Raw genomic sequence first — 17726 nt, forward strand, 5'->3', positions numbered from 1 at the left:
GCGGAGACGCCCGTCACGACCAGGCGTCCGAGACGTCCCGCACGTCCGCTATGGTGTGCGCCGTGCACCAGGAACTGACCCTCGCCGAGACGCTCCACCTGCTCGGCCTCATGGGCCGCAAGCTCCCCTCGTTTGTCACGTCCGTGTCGGGGCGCGGGGACGCACTCGAGGTCGTCGCCGACCCGCGCCAGGTGAAGCGCCTGCCCGCACCGCTCCGGCTCGCGACGCGCCTCGCGCCCACGGTCCGCGCCACGCTGCGCGTGGTCGACGTGCAGGACGGCGTCGCGACGATCTCCGTCGACGCGAGCGCCGGCGGCCTGCCCGCGCACAAGCTCCTCGGTCTCGCGGCGAGCCGGATCGAGTCCGTCGTCGCGGCGAAGGGCCTCCCCGCCGGGTCCGTGCGGGTGCTCCCGGACGCGCGCGTCGCGCTCGACGTCCAGCGTCTCCTCCAGGCACGCACCCCGGGCGCGCGGGTGAGCGGCGTGGCGTTCAAGGACGGCGTCGTCGTCCTCGACGGCGTCGCCTGACCCTTCCCGCGACCTGCGTCAGACGGCGGCGCGCGTCGCCTCGTCGAGGAGGTCGAGGAAGGCGCGGTAGTAGTCCTCGACGTAGTGGACCGGCGACGGGCCCCACCGGTGGGACGGGTCGCCGACCACGAGCCGGTCCGGGACCCGGAGGAAGCGCGCCTCGGGCAGGTCCTTGCGCATGCGCGCGTAGAGATAGGTGAGCGTGCGGTTCGCCGCCTCGACGCGCTGCTGGTCGAACGCCCCGCCCGCCGCGTCGCCCCGCGCCCAGTACGCCTCGTGCACGACGACGCGGCCCAGTCGGCCCTGACGGCGTGCCGTGGCCACGAGCGCAGCCCAGCCGGCCTCCCACCGGACGAGGAACTCCGGCGACCCCGACGCGACGCGACGCGACCGCAGGCCGTCGCCGCCGGCCCGCAGGAACTCCATGGAGCGCGTCGCCACACCGCCGTCCGACCCGACCACGAGGTCGTACTGCTCGTCGACGAGGTCCAGCACGATGACGTCCGCGTCCGTCGTCCCGAGCCGCGCCGCGAAGTCCTTCCCCAGGTCCCGTTCGACCATGCGGCGCTGGAACGGGGACTCGACGCGGGCGACGTCGACCCCGGAGAGCCCCTCGGTCGCGAACGCGGACGCCAGCGAGCTGCGTGCGTAGTAGTCGGCGAGGCGGAACCGCGTCTCCTCCGGCAGCGCGAACGCGTCGCGGGTGACGCAGCTCCCGTGGACGAGGACGCTGCGCTGCGGGCTGCTGAAGCGGTCGGTCACCGGCGCCCGATCACTTGACCGTGGGCGGCAGGACCTCGAGCGCCTCGGCGTTCTGGACGAGGTAGTCCCCGACGGAGTCGTTCGCGATCGACGCCATGAGCGGGTCGAACCGGGCACGGTCGAGCACGACGATCGACTGCCCGTCGGCGCTGCGCCCGGTCCCGGAGTTGGGCGCCGTCATGAACGTGACGTCGTTCGTGCTCAGACCGCGGGCGCTCATGTAGAGGTTCCGCATCTCGTCGATGGTCAGGCCGTCGTCGGTCGCCACCGACTCGCTCACCGCGGTGAAGAAGCGCGTCATCATCGCGACGTCGTTGCGGTTGTTGTTGATCTTGCCGAGCATCGCGCGCATCCAGTTCTGCTGGCGCTGCACGCGGCCGAAGTCGCCGTTCGCCAGGCCGTGGCGCTGACGCGTGTAGGTGAGGGCCTCCTCGCCCGTCATCTGGTGCACGCCCGCCTCGAAGAACACCTTCTTGCCGTCGCCGATGTCCTCCGGGATGCGGATCTGCACGCCGCCCAGCGCGTCGGTGAGGGTCGTGAAGGACTCGAAGTCGGTCACGGCGAAGTGGTCGATCCGGACGCCGGTGAGGTCCTCGACCGTCTGGATCATGAGGGAGGGGCCGCCGTACGAGAAGGCGGCGTTGATCTTCGCCTCCCCGTGACCCGGGATCGGGACCCACGCGTCGCGCGGGATGGAGACGACCTGCGCCGTCTGCCGGTCAGCCTGCAGGTGCACGAGCATGATCGCGTCCGTGCGCTGCGCGCCCGCCTCCCACTGGGAGGGGTCCCCGGCCGAGATGCGGCTGTCGGAGCCGAGCACCAGGAAGTTCACGGCCTCCGTCGCGACCTCGGGGTCGCTCGGCGCCGGGTCGGGGCGGTTCTCCAGGCCCTCGAACGGGTCGGCGAGCTTCTCGATGTTGCCGTCGAGCTGGCGCTGGAACCACCAGGCGCCCCCGACACCGGCCAGGACGAGCACGGCGAGGAGCGACACGAGCACGACGAGCGCCGTCCGGCCTCCACGACGACGGCGCGCGTGCCGCCGGTCGGCACGCGGCTCGGGCGAGGGGTCCGGGAACAGGGTGTCGGCCACGGCAGGCATCCTACGGCGCGCGACCTGCTTCGACGGCTGTTTCGAGCGCCTGCGCAGGCCTCTTCACCCGCGGTGCTCGGCCGTCTCACGACTTCACCACGTTCAGGAGCGGTACTCTCGTACCGCTCAGTTCCAGGAAGGCACCGGCGGAGGGCGCGCCCCGGAGAGCCGTCGATCGCAGGGGGCGACATGTCTACGAGTGCGGCGCGGCACGCTCGCGCGCGCCGTCGACCGGCGCCCCGACCGCGGCGCCGGGACCGGCACGACCACCTCCTCCTGGTCACCCACCACTACGAGCCCGAGACGGGCGCGCCGCAGCGCCGCTGGGGTGCGCTCGTGCCCCGCCTGGTCGGCGCGGGCTTCCGCGTGACCGTCCTCGCTCCGCCCCCGCACTACCCGGCCGGCGTGCTCGACCCGGAGCACGCGCACCTGCGCCCCGGGCTCGTCCAGCGCGGCCGCCACGGCGAGCGGATCCTGCGTGTGCGCTACCGCGAGCACTCGTCCTCGCTCGTGTCCCGCACGGCCGACCACGTCGTCGCGGCTGCCCACTCGGTCGTCCTCGGGTGGCGGCACCTGCGCGCCCGGGCGCACCGCCCGACCGTCGTGGTCGGCACCGTGCCCGGCATCCCCAGCATGTTCGCCGCGTGGGCCCTGGCCCGGCTCTTCCGCGCCCGCTTCGTCGTCGAGATGCGCGACGCGTGGCCCGACCTCATCCGCCCGGCCGGCGTCGTCGCCGACGGGTCCGGCCGCCGGGCGCGGTCCGCGGTGGTCGCGCTCGCGCACCGCGCGATCGTCCGGCTGCAGACCCGCAGCGACCTCGTCGTGACGACGACGGAGACGTTCGCCGGGGTCGTCGAGAGCCGGGGCGCCCCGAACGTCGGGGTCGTGCGCAACGGCACCGCGTTCACCGACCGCCTCGCCGACAAGGTGGACGACGAGGTCGACGCCCTGCCCGACGACGACGCCCACCCCCTGGGCCCGGACCGGCCGCTGCGCGCCGTCTACGTGGGGACCATCGGCCGGTCGCAGGGTCTCGAGGTCGTCGTGGAGGCCGCCGCCGCGCTCGCCGCGCGGGGCGTGCCGCTCGAGGTGCACCTCGCCGGCGCGGGGGCCGACATCCCCCACCTCAAGGCCCTCGCCTCGACGCTCGGCGCACCGGTGACGTTCCTCGGTCGTGTGCCGCACACGGACGTCCCCGCGCTGTACGCGTGGGCCGACACCGTGCTCGTGTCGCTGCGCGACTGGGAGCCGTTCCAGTGGACGGTGCCCTCGAAGCTCTACGAGACGATGGCGACGCGTCGGCACGTCACGGCGTGCCTCGCGGGCGAGGCCGCGGAGCTCGTGCTCTCGCTCGAGGCGGGCGACGTCGTCCCGCCCGGGGACGTCGAGGCGCTGGCCGCGCTCTGGGCCGGCTTCGTGGCCGCGGGCTCGGTCCCGGAGATCGGTCCCGCCGCCCAGGAGTGGGTCGCGCTCAACGCGGACGACGACGCGCTCGCCGCCCGCTACGTCGAGCTGCTCGACGGGCTGCGTCGATGAGGGCGGCGGCACCGCGCGACGCCGTCCGCGCCCTCGTCCTCGCACTGTCCTTCGGGGCGCGCGCCGTCGTCGACGACCCGGTGTGGCTCGGGATCCAGGCCGCACGGCGCGCGCCCGCCCCGGTCCGGAGCGGCGTCGTCCGCCTGCTCCTCGTGGCGCGCGACCCGTCCGCGCGCCGTGCGCTCGGCCTCTTCCTCGACGGCTCCCCCGACGACGCGGCCCGCACCGTCGCCGCGGTGCTCCGCGCGCCCGGGTCGCGGCTCGCGCGCCGCGTGGCCGCCGAGGTCGCCGTCGCGGTCGGCCACCCCGAGCTGCTCGACGGCGTCCCCCACCCCGGCCCCGCCCGACTGCGCGCGCTCTGGCAGGCGGGCGACGTGGACGCGCTCGATCGCGCGACCGTGTCGGGCCGCGGCGAGCGCCGGACCCTCCGCGCGATCCGCGCCCAGGTCGACGCGCTCCGGCCCGACCCTCCGGCCACCGGGACCTCGCAGCGCGCGGTGCGGGGCGACGTCGGGCAGCCGCGGGTGCTCCACCACCTGACGAACTCGCTCCCCCACACGCAGAGCGGGTACACGCTGCGCAGCCACGCGATCCTCCGCGCGCAGCACGAGGACGGGCTGGGCGTGGCGGCGACGACGCGCGGCGCCTACCCGGTGACGATCGGCGTGCTCGGCGCACGCGCCGCGGACGTCGTGGACGGCGTGCGGTACGAGCGGCTGCTGCCCTGGGTGCTGCACGGCGACCCGGCGCGGCGTGCCGAGGTCGAGGTCGACCTGCTCGTGCGTGCCGCGCGGAGGTTCGCGCCCGACGTCGTGCACGCCACCACCCCCCACACGACCGGCGCGGCGGCGCGCGCGGCCGCCCGACGCCTCGGCGTGCCGTGGGTGTACGAGGTGCGCGGCCTGCCCGAGGAGACCTGGGCGGCGTCGCACCGCACGCCCGACGTGCGGCGCGCCGCCGAGGCCTCGGGCCGCTACGCCCTCGTCCGGGCGAAGGAGACCGAGCTCGCGCTCGCCGCGGACCACGTGGTGACGCTCAGCGAGACCATGCGGGCCGAGCTCGTCGGGCGCGGCGTGCCGGCGGCCCGCGTCACGGTGGTCCCCAACGCCGTGCCGACGTCGCTCCTGGACGCGGCGCACCCCACGCCCGACGCCGCCCGCGAGCGCCTCGGCATCCCGGCGCGCGGGCCCGTGGTCGGCACGGTGAGCAGCGTCGTCGACTACGAGGGTCTCGACACCGTCCTGCGCACGGTCGCCGCGCTCCGGGCGGACGGCGTCGACGCGACCGCGCTCGTCGTGGGCGACGGCGTCGCCCGCCCCGGCCTCCTCCGCCTCGCCGACGAGCTCGGGCTCGGCGAGCACGCGATCCTGCCGGGGCGCGTGCCGCGCGCCCTCGCCACGACGTACCTCGCGGCGCTCGACGTCGTCCTCGTCCCGCGCCGCGACGACCGCGTGACGCGCCTCGTCACCCCGCTCAAGCCGGTCGAGGCGATGGCCGTGGGCCGGCCGGTGGTCGCGAGCGACCTGCCCGCGCTGCGCGAGGCCGTCGGGGCCGCGGGACGCCTCGTGCCTGCGGGCGACGTCGCCGCGTGGACCACCGCCGTGGCGGACGTGCTGGGCGACGACGACGCGCGTCGTGGCATGCTGACGCGCGGTCGCGAGCTCGCGGCCACCAGGACGTGGGCCGCGAACACGGCCCGGTACCGCGAGGTGTACGCCCGAGCACTGGCAGGAGGAACCCGATGAGCTCCGCTCTGCTACGTCGTCCCCTCGGTGCCCTCGTCGCGACGGCACTGCTCGCCGGCTGCACGACGGCAGCGCCGGAGCCCGCGCCGTCGGCGACGAGCGCGTCCCCCGCGCCGACGCGCTCCGCGGCTCCCAGTCCTACCCTCACGCCGACAGGGCCGGCAGACCCGTTGCCCGAAGGGCCGGTGAACGCGCTCCTCGTCGGCACGGACTCACGAGACCCGGCCGACCTCACGGGCAACGCCGACACGATCCTGCTGATCCACGTGCCCGCCGACCGGCAGAACCTGTACCTCCTCTCCTTCACACGCGACATGTGGGTCGACATCCCGGGACTAGGCGAGGGCAAGATCAACGCGGCGTTCTCGCGCGGCGGGACGGACACGCTCGTCCAGACGGTGTCCGGCCTGCTCGGCGGGGTGGAGATCGACTACGTCGTCCAGTCGAACTTCGCGGGGTTCATCGCCCTCACGCGCGCCCTCGACGGGTTCGAGGTGGACAACCAGCACGCGAGCACGGTGACCGTGCAGAGCACGGGACGCGTCGTCGACTTCCCCGAGGGGCGCATCACGCTCTCCGGCACGGACGGCCTCATCTACGTGCGCGAGCGCAAGCGGCTTCCCCTCGGCGACCTCGACCGCACCGAGCGGCAGCGCGCCGCCGTCGTCGGGATGCTCGACCGCATCGCGGAGCGCGCGGACGATCCGGCGGTGCTCGCCGAGCTGATGCCGATGCTCGTGCGCAACGTGAAGATCACGGGCGACCTCGACGTGGACGACGCGTTCGCGCTCGTCCCGCTCGCCGCCGAGCTCGAGCGCGAGGACGTCGTCGGGCTCATGGTGCCGATCACCGGGTTCGGCGAGAGGGGCGGCGCGTCGGTCAACCTCGTGGACGCGGAGCAGACCGCCGCGCTCGGTGACGCGGTGCGCACGGACACGCTCGACGCCTACGTCGCGACGTACGGCACGGCGTACGCGCCGACGGGATCCTAGGATGCCGCGATGACCGGAGAGACGAGCACCACCGAGAGCAGGTCCCCTCGCGGGGACCTGTACTCGATGCTGTTCGCGGGCCCGCCGTCGACGACGGAGGTCGTCTCCGCGGGTCGGCTCACCCGCGTCGGGGCTCGTCCGCCGCTCGGGGTGTACCTGGGGCAGCTGTGGAACCGTCGGCACTTCCTGTGGGCCGAGGCCCGCGCGAAGGTGACGAGCGGGACGCGCGAGAACCTGCTCGGCACCGTGTGGCTCGTGCTCAAGCCCGTGCTCGACGGGCTGACGTACTTCCTCATCTTCGGCCTGCTGCTGAAGTCGTCGCGCGGCATCGACAACTTCATCGGCTACCTCATCGTCGGGGTGTTCCTCTTCTCGTTCACGACGAAGGCCGTGACGGGCGGGGCCAACTCCATCAGGAACGGCCGCAACCTCATCCGGGCGTTCTCCTTCCCCCGCGCCTCCCTGCCCATCTCGGTGATCCTGCGCGGGATGCTCGACATGATCCCGGTGCTCGGTGCCATGGTGGTGCTGCTCGCCGTCATGCCCCCCGCCGAGGTGTTCACCTGGCGCGTCGTGCTCGTGCCCGGCGTCCTCGCGCTCCAGGTGCTGTTCACCACCGGCCTGGCACTGCTGCTCGCGCGGTGCGTCGCCGTCGTGCCCGACCTCAACCAGCTCATCAGCTTCGGCATGCGGCTGTGGCTCTACGGCTCCGCGGTGTTCTTCTCCTACGACCAGTTCATCGACCACCCGACGGCGCTCGCCCTCATGGAGGCGAACCCGATGTTCATGGTGCTGAGCATGGTCCGCGACTGCCTGCTCTACGGCGTGACGCCGGCGCTGTCGTCGTGGCTCGGGCTGGGCGCCTGGGCCGTCGGGACGCTCGTGGTGGGGTTCCTCTTCTTCTACCACGGGGAGGAGTCCTATGGCCGAGCTTGACCCCTTCGCGTCCGCCACCGTCGCGGTCCAGGACGTGCACGTGCGCTACCGCGTCCCGTCCACGGACGCGGCCGAGCGTCGGCGCTCGAACCGGCTCGTCCGGGCCGCCAAGACCGTGCTCGGCCAGCAGCCCATGGTGCTCGTGCGGGCGCTCTCCGGGATCTCCTTCGTCGCGCGCTCGGGCGAGCAGATCGGCCTCGTCGGCCAGAACGGCTCCGGCAAGAGCACGCTCCTGCGGATCATCGCCGGGCTCGAGCGGCCCGCGCGCGGGCGGGTGCTCGCCGAGAGCACGCCCGTCCTCATCGGGGTCAACGCCGCCCTCGTGCCCGACCTCTCGGGAGAGCAGAACGTCCGGCTCGGCTGCCTCGCCATGGGGCTCACCCCCGAGCAGACGGAGAAGGCGATTCCCGACGTCGTCGAGCTCGCCGGCCTCGGCAAGTCGATCTACCTCCCGATGAAGACGTACTCCTCGGGCATGGGTGCACGTCTGCGGTTCGCGATCGCGACCGCCGCCAACCCCCACATCATGCTCATCGACGAGGCCCTCGCCACCGGCGACGCCGCGTTCAAGGAACGCAGCGAGGCCCGCATGAACCGGCTGCGGGAGAACGCCGGCACGGTGTTCCTCGTGAGTCACGCGGCGCAGACCATCGAAGAGACGTGCACGCGCGCGATCTGGCTCAACTACGGCCGTCTCGTGCTCGACGGCCCGGCGGAGGACGTCGCGCTGCGCTACCGCAAGTGGGCCTGGGCGATCGCCAAGGAGAAGCCCGACGAGGCGAAGAAGATCATCGAGGACGCCCTCGCGGAGAAGACCGAGACGCACGTGCAGGTGGAGGAGTCCCCTGGACGCAGCTACCGCCCCCGGCACGTCCGGGGACACGGCCGGGACGCGGCCGCAGCAGAGAAGAGAGAAGCATGACCGCTCGCATCATGACCGTCTACGGCACCCGACCGGAGGCGATCAAGGTCGCTCCCGTCATCAAGGCGCTCGAGGAGAGCCCCGACTTCGAGTCGGTGACCGTCGTGACCGGCCAGCACCGCGAGATGCTCGACCAGGTGAACGAGCTCTTCGGCATCGTCCCCGACCACGACCTCAACGTCATGAGCCACGGGCAGACGCTGGCGCAGATCTTCGCGCGCGTGATCGAGGGCCTCGACCCGATCCTCGAGAAGGAGAAGCCCACCGCGGTCATCGTCCAGGGCGACACCTCCACCTCGACGGCCGCCGCCCTCGCCGCGTTCTACCGGCAGATCCCCGTCGTGCACCTGGAGGCAGGTCTGCGCTCCGGGAACATCCAGTCCCCGTTCCCGGAGGAGGCGAACCGGAAGATCACGACCCAGATCGCCGCCCTCCACCTCGCTCCCACCGAGACCAGCCGGGCAAACCTCCTCGCCGAGGGGGTCGACGACTCGACGATCGTCGTCACCGGCAACACCGTCATCGACGCGCTGCTCACCACGGTCGGCAAGGAGATCCCCTTCAGCGACCCGCGCCTCGAGGAGCTCGCCGCGTCGGGACGGCGCATCCTTCTCGTGACCACCCACCGCCGCGAGAACTGGGGCGGCGCGATGGAAGGCGTAGGGCGAGCGCTGGCACGCATCGCACGGTCGTTCCCCGACGTGGAGATGGTCCTCCCGGCACACCGCAACCCCGTCGTGCGGGAGGCCGTCCTCCCCCAGCTCGAGGGCATCGAGAACGTCACCGTGACCGAGCCCCTGCCCTACGGCGAGTTCGCGCGCCTGATGTCGCTCAGCACCGTCATCCTCTCCGACTCCGGCGGTGTCCAGGAGGAAGCCCCGAGCCTCGGCAAGCCGGTTCTGGTCATGCGGGAGAACACGGAGCGCCCTGAGGCGGTCCAAGCTGGCACTGTGCGCCTCATTGGTACCGACCAACAGAGAATCGTCAGCGCCGTCGACCAGCTCCTAAGCGATGATTCCGCCTACTCGGCGATGTCACGATCACGCAACCCCTACGGTGATGGACGAGCGGCATTGAACTCGCTGAACGCAATTCGTCGCAACATGGTCTAGGCCACCCTAGGATGCCTTTCGAAAGAAGGGGCGTGCGCAATGACGCAAATAGCACCAAGCACCATTCCCAGCGTTGACCACGAGTACCGGAGTCAAGGGCAGAGTGGACTACTTATTAGCATCGAGCCAAGACGCCCCGTGGGGGCACCATGGCTCCGCGAGTCACTCACAGTCTCCGGATTCAACACTCTGCACGTCACCGATCCAACTCTGTCATGGTTCCCGGAATTAGAGGTTGGGTGGGGACTAGGATCGCCCGAGCAACGGGCCGAGACAACCCTCCGCCGCCTCGTTGTCAACAAAGTCCCCCGAAATCAGCGTCGGCACGTATTCGTTACCGCAAGTGGAGCATGCGCCCCGCTAGCTCTCCACCTCGCGTCCGCGCTACGTGTCGGCGCAGTAATACTGTCAAATCCCGATCTGGCCTGGGTAAAACGCGACAGCCTACTGACCAGCCGTGCGAAGCGCGTGGCGCTCCGAGATGACCCAGACCTGATCTCGCTGCGTTCCATTCAACGACCTGCATACCGCGGCTTCGGCCCACACGTCATACACGCAAGCTACAACACCGCCAACCCCAACTACGCCAGTGAGCAGGTCGAGGCCCTGACGGTCGCCTCTGAGGCCCTGCGAACGATCGACAGCGCGTACGGCAACCTTCATCTTTGCTTCTATCATGACCACAGGCAACCAAGCGCTCCCCTTGGAGGCGCGGCAGTATCCCGACTGATAGAACTAGCGCATTCGAGGAGGCGAACCTATGAGCTCGGCACGACCTAGGATCCTCATGCCCGTCGCCTATCGCGCCGATCAAGGCGGGCTGCACGACCACGTCGAGGAGATCGTAGTCTCCGCAGCCGATGATTTCGCCATAACAGTCGCTGGCCGCGGCGGACCTTTTCTCGAGCGCCTCGAGCGACTCGGAGTTGAAACGCTTGCCATCGACTTCACCGCACGAGACGCCTTGGCAGAATTGGCTCACGCAGGTCCCTGGGATCTTATTCACGCCCACCCGTTCGAATCACGGCGGATCGCTGTACAACTTGCAGAGCATCTCGAGGTCCCGCTACTGGTGACAATGCACGGATGGTACACGGACGACATCCACCAGTGGCACGATAAAGCAGCTGCAATCATTGCGGTCACGCCTGCCATCGCAACGCACCTACAACAGCGCACCGGCGCGCGGCCAAACAAGTTCTGGGTGGTGCCAAATCACTGCCGTACTACGAGCGAGCCGCTTCAGCCGAGTTCTGCGCGGCTGGCGAAGCGCCTCATCGTAGCGTCCCGCCTCGACTCCGACTTCACCACCACGGAGACGGTAGTGAGAGAGTTCCTCGCCGCACTTCGCGACGCGGATGACCGAGGATGGACCGTCTCCGTTGCCGGGACCGGAAGTAAGCTCCCGGAGATAGCGCACCGTCTAGGCGGCCTCGCAACCGCGGCCCGCGCGCGGGTGGAGTTCCTGGGATGGCTAAGCAAAGACGAACTTGCAAGACTGACGGCAGTTTCGTCCTGCTGCATTGCTCCCGGACGGTCAGCGATAGACGCGATGGGCACCGGGACCCTGACTATCCTCACTCGTCAAATCGGATCCTATGCCCTGCCCCCTCTCGGCGAGATAGGAAGCCTCCACTATAGCGCACCCGAAAACAAAGTGGACGGTCAAGCCCTCTATGACCTCGTGCGGCTGGTCGAAGCATCCGATCAGATGCATCGGAGCCTGGCCGAGTCCCATGCTTCGATCGTTCGCTCAATGTACGACCCTGTACGCACTAACGGTCTACTCCATGCGCTGTACCGTGAAACACTCGCGCGCGTCTCGTGCGGCCACCCAAGACCGGAATCCAAGCCTCCTTCTAGAGACGCGTAAGTCCCAAGCTCTCGATTCCCTGATCCCATCGCCCGTCGTATTCAGTCAAGCTCGCGAAAATTCTCGAAAGCACTTCCTCGGGCGGTGGAACGTGGCCGTCGTCAGAAGACGCACCCCATGCGGCTCCACCAACGTACAAGGCTCCGCGCCCACGCGCGGCAGCGATGAACGGTTCTTGGTGATTGCGGACATGAAAAGAGTCACGGGTGTTTTGTATGTACGCAACGTGGTTTGTGAATCCGCGCGCATACTCATCGACCATGTCAATGCGCACCTGTCGCGGCAAGAGCGTTATGTTCTCCGCATTCCAGGCAAGGCGCACATAGCGATCACGCAACTCCGCATAGTACCTGTCGACACGCGTCTGAGGGTTCACCGCGACGCACGCGCTGCCCGGAAACTGCTTCGAATATGCCAAGGCCGCGAACCCGGCGCCTGACGATCCAAAGAAGATAACGTTCTGACAGCCAGAAGAGCGCAGCATCGTGTCGATGATTTTCGCCAGATCAGACTGGAGGGCAGGTTGCGCCGCGGACCCAGCGAACCAGGCAAGTGTCAAGTCCGGGGAAAGGTACAAAGAAGGGTCTGAGAGCAGTATTCGATTCGCCGGCACGCCCTTCAGAGCTCCCCCTCCCACGAGGTGCGGCAGTCTGGTCGCTCCATCGGGGGCACCATTGAACACCACGACCGTGGTTCGCTCACCTTTCGGTTGGAACATGACGTCGATCGGAACTCCCCCGCTACTGATCGAGTTTACTCCCGCAGGAATACTCGATGCGGTGGTGAAGTTCTCGACCGAGTTCCACTCGGTAACGACATGCAGCTTGCGATCGATGTGCCGTTCGCTAAGCACGCGCCGCGCGTCGAGGCCCTGGGCAGGTTCAGAGTGCGACATGTGCGTCCGGCCGGCCAGAGAACTGATACACAGAAGAGGCTAGAAGCGAGTCGTCCCCCACGTCCCAGGTGTGGTGTCCGGGGGCGGCGATTCTGTTGATATAGAAGTTGAATCTGTCAGCTGCATAAACGCTTCCTCCATCACGGATTACTCGCGCCAGGAAGTCTGAGTCTTCCGAACGGTGGGCATCAGCAAAAGCGATCTCTTTGAAGAGGTCCCTGGAACCCGTGAGCGTCGCTCCGCGCACAAAATCGGTAAAGCGGTGCTCGTGAGCGCCATAGCTTAGCGCGGTCGCATTGAGACCCTGGAAGTAGATGTACGCCGCTGCTTTACCCACGATGTCAGCCTGACTTACCATGCGAATATTGACGAGATCCCTCAAGTAGTTCTTACCGTAGAAGTCATCGTCGTCCATCTTCGAGAGTACGTCACCTTCGGCGCTGTTCACAAGGATATTCAGCATGGCACCAAGCGAAACCGACCGCTCTACCGGAACGACGATGAGATCGCCGACAACGTCACGCAGCTCGCGTTCCGCGTCTTTTGTCAGATCGAAGCCATGGGTGCCAAGGACAAGCTGATGAGGTTCATGCTGGCGTCGCGCGTTTGCGAGGATCGTCGAGACCGACTGAGGTCGAACCGTAGGGAGTAGAACCGACACGCTCGGGCGATTGACTCGCGACTCAATTCCGACTGCCTCGAGCACCGCTCCAACCCGATGGGTATAGGTGTCGTGCTCCCAGATTCGGCGCTGAGCGACATGGACACGGCGGTCTCGCAGTCCATCCGACTTCACCAGGGTCTTGATTGCTCGAGTGGCTTCTTCCTCGTCGTGTACGACGGCTATCTCGCCGCCCGGGAAGAACCTGTCGATCGCTGGAGTTGGAGGAGTGACCACCGCGGCACCGCAGGCTGTGATCTCGAATATCCGCCTCGCGCACATGCTCGGCGATCCGACAACTGAATTTACATTCAGAAATACCTTGTAACGATGATAAGCCGTGATCATTGAGGGATACGGCAAGGTTCCACGAACGTACGGCTGATATGTCGGCGGAAACTGGTAGTTCTCATTACCCTCCGCATGGCGCGAAAAAATGTCTAGTTTGAACCGCGCCGCCGCGGGAAGCAGCATGTCTAATTGCTTCCTGCGCTCGGGGTACTTGTGCCGGAAATACATGCCGCCGAAGGCGACCTCCAGGTCACGCTTTAGCCTGCCCACCCGCGCCGGGTTGTGGAGCTTTGGCTGTGCTGCGAACGGGAGAACGCCGACCCTGTCATGCCTGAGCACAGTCCTATACTCTGGCACTTTTCGCTCGTCGCTGGTGAATACATAGTCAAAGAGTGCCGCGGTTCCGATGAAGTCGTCGAAGTGCGGCGGGTCCTCTTTGTTCCAAAAGACGGTGGGGATTCGGCGCTTACGGCAGGCCTCTACGAGTTCAACGAGCGCTGGCCGTGGCGCGGTGGCGCCGGTCAGGTGGTACAGCCAGAGTCCGTCGTTGCCGTTCCACGCGGATTCCACGAAAAGCAGATCGAAGTCCTCGTTTCGCAGTTGTGATCGCCACTGGCTCGGGTCAGCTGGCGTCTGATCCCATTCGGGCGAGAACGCCAAACTGGAAAACTCGTCAAGGATCACCAAGGATTTAACCCGTGGCCGCGGCTTTTGCCACTCACGAAGGGGAACTGCAGGAAACTCCGGCTCGAGGGTTGTTTCAACGCGTCGCATTGAGACGGGTTCGCCCGCGGTTCGCGGCTCCTGAGCTGTGACGTTCGCCGGTCCGGTCGCCAGCGCTGCAACGGCTTGCTCAATCGTCCGGACTCGAGGCGCCATTCTTCCGGTTGTTCCGGCGACATTGGTTAGGGTTATCGTGTCGCGGCGCTGTCTTCGGACGATCTCGTCGAGCAGTGCTGACGCTTCTCGACTGCGCCTCTCTGCGATTCGCTGGGAATGCGCGTAGGCGATAACTATCGTCCCGGCAAGAACAACGCCCAGTGCTGCAGTGATCCAAGAGAGTCCGTCAAAAATGGCCGCGGCCGCTCCAAACGCGGCGATCATGATCCCACTAATAGCTAACGCCGCGCGCCGACTCAACGCCAGACTCCCTTGGTGTCGATGACGATCTTCTCGCGCAGACGGAGCGGCTTGCGGTCCGCCTGCTTGAACTCGGTGTGGTCGACGAGCACCAGGACGATGTCGGCGTCGTCGACGGCGCTGTTGAGGTTCGTCAGCCGGACGTCAGATCGGTCCGCGAGGACGCGCGGCAGCTCAAGGATGTGCGGTTCGACCGCGTAGATCGTCGCGCCCTCGATCTCGTCGGCCAGGCGGGTCGTGATCGCGAGCGCGGGCGACTCGCGGAGGTCGTCGATGTCCGGCTTGAAGGCCAGGCCGAGCACCGCGATGCGCGGCGCCTTGAACCGGTCGGCGTGCGCCTTGACCCGGGAGATCACGTACTCGGGCTTGGCGTCGTTGACCTCGCGCGCCGTCCGGATGAGCTGTGCTCGCTCGGGCGCCGCGTCGACGATGAACCACGGGTCGACCGCGATGCAGTGGCCGCCCACGCCCGGGCCGGGCTGAAGGATGTTGACGCGCGGGTGGTGGTTGGCGAGGCGGATCAGCTCCCACACGTCGATGCCGAGGTCGGCGGAGATGAGGGAGAGCTCGTTGGCGAACGCGATGTTGACGTCGCGGTACGAGTTCTCCACGAGCTTCGCCATCTCGGCGGTGACCGCGTCGGTGAGCAGGATCTCGCCCTGGCAGAAGACCTGGTAGAGCTCCTTGGCCCGCTCGGCGGCGTCTGCCGTCAGACCGCCGACGATGCGGTCGTTCGTCACGAGCTCGATCATGACCCGCCCGGGCAGGACGCGTTCGGGGCAGTGCGCCACGTGGATGCGCGCGCGCCCCTCGGAACCGTCGAGCGACAGGTCGGGGCGCGCGGCGAGGATCCACTCCGCCATCTGCTGCGTCGCCTGGGGCGGGGACGTCGACTCGAGGATCACGAGGGCCTCGGCGGACAGGTGCGGCGCGATCGCCTCGGCCGCGGCCTGGATATAGGAGAGGTCCGGCTTGTGCCCGTCGGTGAACGGGGTCGGCACGGCGACGATGAAGGCGTCGGCCGGCTCGGGCTTCGTCGTCGCACGCAGCGTGCCCTGGGTGACGGCGCCGGCGACGTAGGTCGCGAGATCGGGCTCCACGAAGGGCACGTCGCCACGGTTCACCGCCTCGACGGTGCGCTCGTTGATGTCGACCCCGATGACCTCCACGCCGTTCGACGCGAGGATCGCTGCGGTCGGGAGCCCGATGTAGCCGAGCCCGACGACGCACACGCTGGTGCTGCTCATGTTTCCCCTTAGATCAGGGCGTGCCGGTCGGCACGCCCGTAGAACTGAACCTCACCGCTCGCGAGCAGCTCGGCGTCGGACACGTCCCACGTGTGTGCCGCGCCCGAGCGCACCTGGACGAAGTTGTACCGGTCGGCGGAGAAGACCCGCGCCCCGGCGTCGACCGCCGACCGGAGGAACCCGGTGTCCTCGCCCCGCGCGACGGACGCGAACGGCACCCGCTCGGCGAGACCGCGGGTCGCGACGATCGTCGGGCCCACGACGAAGTCCGTGTACCGGTGCTCCCGCTCGGCGAAGCGCAGCAGCGTCGCGTCGAGCGACGCCACGTACAGGTAGTGGGCCTGCTTGCCCACCACGTCGGCACCGGAGTAGGCCAGGGCGTCGAGCTGGTCGGAAAGGTAGTGCTCGCCGTACAGGTCGTCGTCGTCCATCTTCGCGACGACGTCGCCGTCCGACGCCGCGACGAGGCGGTTGAGGCACTCCCCCAGCGGCACATCCTCACCGGCCGTGAGGAGGACGAGGTCCTCGACCCCGGCCTCCTTGGCACGCAGCCGCACGTCCGCCTCGTCCACGGCGAACCCGTGCGTGAGGAGCGCGAGCTGCACGTCCGCGTCGCGCTGCGCGCCGACGGTCCGCAGCACGTGGTCGAGCTGGCCCGGGCGGTTGGTCGAGACCAGCGCCGACACGCTCGGGCGGGCGACCGTCGCCGAGCCGGCCAGCCCGACGTCGTGCAGCACGCGCTGGACCCGCGCCCCGTACGTGTGCTCGCGCCAGATGCGGCGCTGCCCCCGGTGCGTGGCGCGGTCGCGCAGCTCGCGCGAGCGGACGAGCGCACGGATCGTGTGCGCCGCCTCGGCGCGCTCCCCGACGACGAACACCTCGTCGGGCGGGAAGAACTCGCGGATGGCAGCGCTCGGCGTCGTCACCACGGGCGTGCCGCACGCCGTGATCTCGAAGACGCGGCGCGCGCACATGCTCGGCGAGTCGACGACCGAGTTCACGTTGAGGAACACCTTGTACTCGCGGTACGCGGTGAGCATGCGGTCGTAGTCGAGCGACCCGACGACGCGCGACCCGAACGGCTCCGGGAACTGGTACCGCTCGTCCCCGCCCTGGAACCGGGAGAAGATCTCGAGACCGTGCTCCATGCGCGGCGAGACGTCGACGGCCGCGCCCAGCAGCAGGTCCATCTGCGCCCGACGCTCCGGGTACTTGTGCGCGAAGTACATGCCGCCGAACGCGACATCACCGGACGGCCCGTCTCCGTGCGCTCGCACCGGGTTGTGGATCGCGGGCTGCGCCCCGAAGGCGAGCACGCCCACACGGTCGTGGCCCAGCCGCTCGCGGTACGCGTCGACCCGCCCGACGTCGGTCGTGTACACGTGGTCGAACAGCGCCGCCGCGTCGAGGAAGTCCTCGAAGTGCGCGGGGTCCTCCTTGTTCCAGAAGACCGTGGGCACGCCGCGCTCGCGGCACGCGGCGACGAGCTCGACGAACGCGGGGCGAGGGGCCGAGGCCCCCGTGAGGTGGTACTGCCAGGCGCCCCCGTTCCCGTTCCACGCGGACTCGACGAACAGCAGGTCGAGCCCGGGGCGGCCGTCGCGGTCGCGGTCGAGCTCGTCGCGCCACGACGTCGGGGTGAGGGCGACCTGGTCCCACTCGAACCCGAAGGCGAGCCGGGAGAAGTCGTCGAGGATCACCCCGACCCGCAGGGTCGGGCGGGCGGTCGCGCGGTGCGAGACGGTCCAGGGCTCGAAGGTCACCCCGTGGTCGGAGCGGATCGCGCCCGACGAGCCGCCGAGCCGCGGCAGGCCACGACGGCGGAGATACGTACGGAACTGGGACAAACCACCCCGGCGGAGGTGCCAGAGGGCTCTGCGTGCGTCATCGAGGCGAGAGCCCCCCCGTGCGTCCATGCCACCATCTCGTCCGTTCTCAGCCGGCGCTCACATCGCACTCCGGCCGCGCACATGGTACCGCTGTGCCGGTACCCCGGG

Annotated in this window: 14 protein-coding genes; 8 read left to right on the forward strand and 6 right to left on the reverse strand. The window is 69.0% G+C overall.

Translation table 11 applies throughout. The features are described from left to right. Positions 1–62 precede the first annotated feature (62 nt). Entirely contained in the window at positions 63–527 is a 465-nt protein-coding gene (locus HKK73_RS15040) for a hypothetical protein (protein WP_244985604.1), read from the forward strand. A gap of 18 nt (positions 528–545) precedes the next feature. Here the strand turns inward: HKK73_RS15040 and HKK73_RS15045 are convergent, their stop codons facing one another. Continuing rightward, on the reverse strand, positions 546–1289 hold the full coding sequence (locus HKK73_RS15045; RefSeq protein WP_171468307.1) for a DUF6270 domain-containing protein: 744 nt from the start codon (positions 1287–1289) through the stop codon (positions 546–548). Between the two features lie 10 nt (positions 1290–1299). Then, the gene (locus tag HKK73_RS15050; RefSeq protein WP_253705666.1) at positions 1300–2379 is read right to left on the reverse strand and encodes an LCP family protein; all 1080 of its coding nucleotides are present in this window, start codon (positions 2377–2379) and stop codon (positions 1300–1302) included. A gap of 189 nt (positions 2380–2568) precedes the next feature. Between HKK73_RS15050 and HKK73_RS15055 the strand changes: the two genes are divergently transcribed. The 7 genes from HKK73_RS15055 (at position 2569) to HKK73_RS15085 (ending at position 11495) form a co-directional block, all read left to right on the forward strand. Beyond that, the gene (locus HKK73_RS15055) at positions 2569–3915 is read left to right on the forward strand and encodes a glycosyltransferase family 4 protein (protein WP_137281486.1); all 1347 of its coding nucleotides are present in this window, start codon (positions 2569–2571) and stop codon (positions 3913–3915) included. Further along, a complete protein-coding gene (locus HKK73_RS15060) occupies positions 3912–5660 on the forward strand; it encodes a glycosyltransferase (protein ID WP_171468309.1) in 1749 nt (582 codons plus the stop codon). The genes HKK73_RS15055 and HKK73_RS15060 overlap by 4 nt, the downstream gene beginning before the upstream one ends. A gap of 185 nt (positions 5661–5845) precedes the next feature. Then, the gene (locus HKK73_RS15065; protein WP_171468310.1) at positions 5846–6652 is read left to right on the forward strand and encodes an LCP family protein; all 807 of its coding nucleotides are present in this window, start codon (positions 5846–5848) and stop codon (positions 6650–6652) included. Between the two features lie 9 nt (positions 6653–6661). Further along, entirely contained in the window at positions 6662–7588 is a 927-nt protein-coding gene (locus HKK73_RS19190; protein ID WP_114552864.1) for an ABC transporter permease, read from the forward strand. Continuing rightward, a complete protein-coding gene (locus HKK73_RS15075; protein WP_051876538.1) occupies positions 7575–8510 on the forward strand; it encodes an ABC transporter ATP-binding protein in 936 nt (311 codons plus the stop codon). The genes HKK73_RS19190 and HKK73_RS15075 overlap by 14 nt, the downstream gene beginning before the upstream one ends. Next, on the forward strand, positions 8507–9622 hold the full coding sequence (wecB, locus tag HKK73_RS15080; protein WP_253705667.1) for a non-hydrolyzing UDP-N-acetylglucosamine 2-epimerase: 1116 nt from the start codon (positions 8507–8509) through the stop codon (positions 9620–9622). Before HKK73_RS15075 ends, wecB begins: the two co-directional genes overlap by 4 nt. Before the next feature lie 787 nt (positions 9623–10409). After that, positions 10410–11495 (forward strand): glycosyltransferase, encoded by a 1086-nt coding sequence (locus HKK73_RS15085; protein WP_171468311.1) that lies wholly within the window; start codon positions 10410–10412, stop codon positions 11493–11495. On the opposite strand, the gene HKK73_RS15090 is transcribed toward HKK73_RS15085, so the two are convergent. Genes HKK73_RS15090 through HKK73_RS15105 form a run of 4 tightly spaced genes read right to left on the reverse strand, consistent with a single transcriptional unit; the run spans position 11482 to position 17645 of the window. Next, the gene (locus HKK73_RS15090; protein ID WP_216607996.1) at positions 11482–12390 is read right to left on the reverse strand and encodes a hypothetical protein; all 909 of its coding nucleotides are present in this window, start codon (positions 12388–12390) and stop codon (positions 11482–11484) included. The genes HKK73_RS15085 and HKK73_RS15090 overlap by 14 nt on opposite strands. Further along, a complete protein-coding gene (locus tag HKK73_RS15095) occupies positions 12377–14446 on the reverse strand; it encodes a glycosyltransferase (protein WP_171468313.1) in 2070 nt (689 codons plus the stop codon). The genes HKK73_RS15090 and HKK73_RS15095 overlap by 14 nt, the downstream gene beginning before the upstream one ends. Before the next feature lie 32 nt (positions 14447–14478). Further along, entirely contained in the window at positions 14479–15729 is a 1251-nt protein-coding gene (gene wecC, locus HKK73_RS15100) for a UDP-N-acetyl-D-mannosamine dehydrogenase (RefSeq protein WP_171468314.1), read from the reverse strand. An 8-nt stretch (positions 15730–15737) separates the two neighbouring features. Beyond that, positions 15738–17645 (reverse strand): glycosyltransferase, encoded by a 1908-nt coding sequence (locus HKK73_RS15105; protein WP_171468315.1) that lies wholly within the window; start codon positions 17643–17645, stop codon positions 15738–15740. Between the last annotated feature and the right edge of the window lie 81 nt (positions 17646–17726).

Source organism: Cellulosimicrobium sp. 72-3 (assembly GCF_013127315.1).
Classification (GTDB): domain Bacteria; phylum Actinomycetota; class Actinomycetes; order Actinomycetales; family Cellulomonadaceae; genus Cellulosimicrobium; species Cellulosimicrobium funkei.

Bases quoted from the DNA above. Each gene is read 5' to 3' on its own strand.
- HKK73_RS15055 (WP_137281486.1), top strand. From the start codon at position 2,569: ATGTCTACGAGTGCGGCGCGGCACGCTCGCGCGCGCCGTCGACCGGCG.
- HKK73_RS15060 (WP_171468309.1), top strand. From the start codon at position 3,912: ATGAGGGCGGCGGCACCGCGCGACGCCGTCCGCGCCCTCGTCCTCGCA.
- HKK73_RS19190 (WP_114552864.1), top strand. From the start codon at position 6,662: ATGACCGGAGAGACGAGCACCACCGAGAGCAGGTCCCCTCGCGGGGAC.
- HKK73_RS15075 (WP_051876538.1), top strand. From the start codon at position 7,575: ATGGCCGAGCTTGACCCCTTCGCGTCCGCCACCGTCGCGGTCCAGGAC.
- wecB (WP_253705667.1), top strand. From the start codon at position 8,507: ATGACCGCTCGCATCATGACCGTCTACGGCACCCGACCGGAGGCGATC.
- HKK73_RS15085 (WP_171468311.1), top strand. From the start codon at position 10,410: ATGCCCGTCGCCTATCGCGCCGATCAAGGCGGGCTGCACGACCACGTC.
- HKK73_RS15090 (WP_216607996.1), bottom strand. From the start codon at position 12,390: ATGTCGCACTCTGAACCTGCCCAGGGCCTCGACGCGCGGCGCGTGCTT.
- HKK73_RS15095 (WP_171468313.1), bottom strand. From the start codon at position 14,446: ATGATCGCCGCGTTTGGAGCGGCCGCGGCCATTTTTGACGGACTCTCT.
- wecC (WP_171468314.1), bottom strand. From the start codon at position 15,729: ATGAGCAGCACCAGCGTGTGCGTCGTCGGGCTCGGCTACATCGGGCTC.
- HKK73_RS15105 (WP_171468315.1), bottom strand. From the start codon at position 17,645: ATGGACGCACGGGGGGGCTCTCGCCTCGATGACGCACGCAGAGCCCTC.